Source organism: Actinosynnema sp. (assembly GCF_052038725.1).
Window position 1 is genome coordinate 1 of the sequence record NZ_JBQGCX010000156.1, and the last position, 2,163, is coordinate 2,163.

Here is a 2,163-nt window from a genome sequence, read left to right on the forward strand (position 1 = left end):
TTCCCCCCGTTGGGGAAAGCCCTTTCCGCCCGCCACCGCTCCCGGTTCAGCCGGGGAACAAGCCCTTGCTGCGCAAGGCGTAGCGCCGCTCCGCGTAGTCGAGGTCGTCGCGCCACAACCGCGCGGCGGCCATCCGCATCAGCGGCCGGATCACCGGCGCGACCGTGCGGGCCACCCCGAAGCCGGACCGGTCCGAGTGCGCGATCGTCGCCTCCACCACGGCCGTGCGGGCCGCGCCGTCGCGGCCGGGCGACAGCGGCGTCGCGTGCGTCTCCACGACGCTGCCCGAGCCCTCGCCCTCCACGATGTGCATCACGATCGTCCTGGGCTCCGGGCAGCTGAACGCGGCGATCACCGGCACCCCGACCTTGCCCGCGACCTTGAACGTCACCTCGACCAGGAACCGGTCCTGCTCCTCGGTCGGCGTCTCCAGCACGGACAGGTTCGCGAACGAGTACGGGTGGAACCACGCGCCGTGCCAGGGGTCCAGCCGGTTCGCGATCACGTCGTCCGGCTCGCAGCGCCCGACCAGGGTCGCCACCGCGTCCACGAACGGCGCGGGCGGGCGCTCCGGCAGCACCGGCTCGGGCAGCGGCTCCTCGCCGCCGAGCGCGTCCAGCCGCACCCACACCAGCACCCCGTCGTCGTGCGCCGGGTACGGGCTCCAGCCGCCGAACTTCCCGCTCCCCAGCGCGAGGCCGTGCCAGCGGCACACCACCTTGCCCGCGTGCACCGCCCCGTCGCACAGCGGCGCGCCCAGGTGCGGGCAGGACCCCGGCCCCGCCAGCAGCCCGCCGTCCTCGCCGCGCCACAGCACCACCTCGGTCCCGCCGATCGACCGGCCGAACGGGCGGTCCGCGGTGATCTCGCGGCTCGCGCCCACCACGTACCAGTTGCCGGACGGGCGGGCGGTGGCCCGCTTGAGCGCGGCCTCGATCAGCGCGGGCTTCGCGTCGCGCCAGGTCGGCTCCTGCTCGGGCCACGGGCGCGCGCTGAAGCGGCGCAGCGGCATCCGGTAGGGCATCGGCACCTCCTCCAGGTCAGGTCTGACTTCAGGGTGGAACAGGACTCTCAGGACCGGCGGCCCCTTCAGGCCGACCGCGCCACCGCCGCCTTGGCCAGCGCGGGCAGCGCGATCGCCAGCCGCCGCCCGGTGGACACCACGACCCGCCGGGACAGCACGTCGTAGTCCGCGTCCTCGATCAGGTCCAGGATGCGCCCGTACAGCCGGTACGCGGTCGCCACGCACGGCCGCGAGCGCGGGGCCAGCATCGCGATGCCCGGCTCGGCCTGCCGGTACACCGACCGGGCCCGCGCGACCTGGTGCGCCAGCGCCTTGCGCACCCTCGGGTCGGTGCGGTCGCGGCGGCGCGCCCACTCCAGCAGCTCCCGGTCAACGCCGAACGCGGCCAGCTCGTCCAGCGGCAGGTACACCCGCCCCCGGTCCAGGTCCTCGCCGACGTCGCGCAGGAAGTTGGTCAGCTGGAACGCCACGCCCAGCGCCGCCGCCGCGGGCTCCGCCTCGGCGCGCGGCACGACCGTGCCCAGCACCGGCAGCACCTGCAGGCCGATCACGGCGGCCGAGCCGTGCACGTACTCGGCGAGGTCGTCGTAGGTGGCGTAGTCGGCGACGGTCAGGTCCATCCGCATCGAGTGCAGGAAGTCGGTGAAGTGGGCCCGGTCGATGTCGTAGCGGCGGGCGGTGTCCACCACGGCCGCCACCACCGGGTGCTCGCTGCGCCCGGCCTCGAGCCCCTCCGTCAGCGCCCGGTCCACTTCGGACAGTCCCGCCGCCCGCTCGCGCGCGGTGCGGCCGTCGTGCACCTCGTCGACCACGTCGTCGGCCCAGCGGGCGAAGCCGTAGAGGGCGTGCACGGCGGGCCGCTGCTCGCGGTGGAGCAGCCGGGTCGCCAGGTAGTAGGTGCGCCCGTGCTCGGCGTTCAGCTCCCGGCAGCGCCGGTAGGCGTCGCGCAGCAGCGGGTCTCGCACGTCGGCGGCGTCGAGTTCTCGGTCGACGGACATGGTGGGGACGGGTCCTTCCGCGGGGGTGGAGCGCCTGGCGGGCGATGGTGCGCATCACGCTAGGGCGCTGTGGTGTCCCCCGCACAACGGCGGCGTTCGTTGTGCGGGGCGCTGGGGGCGCTGCTTAGCTCATCCCAACCC

2 protein-coding genes are annotated in these 2,163 nt (G+C 74.9%); both read right to left on the reverse strand.

What is annotated here, in order from left to right; genetic code table 11:
• Positions 1-46 precede the first annotated feature (46 nt).
• Positions 47-1,024 (reverse strand): DUF5914 domain-containing protein, encoded by a 978-nt coding sequence (locus ACTUAL_RS02995; protein ID WP_096494935.1) that lies wholly within the window; start codon positions 1,022-1,024, stop codon positions 47-49.
• Between the two features lie 65 nt (positions 1,025-1,089).
• Complete coding sequence (locus tag ACTUAL_RS03000; protein ID WP_440899184.1) at positions 1,090-2,022, reverse strand: phytoene/squalene synthase family protein; 933 nt, start codon at positions 2,020-2,022, stop codon at positions 1,090-1,092.
• Positions 2,023-2,163 lie beyond the last annotated feature (141 nt).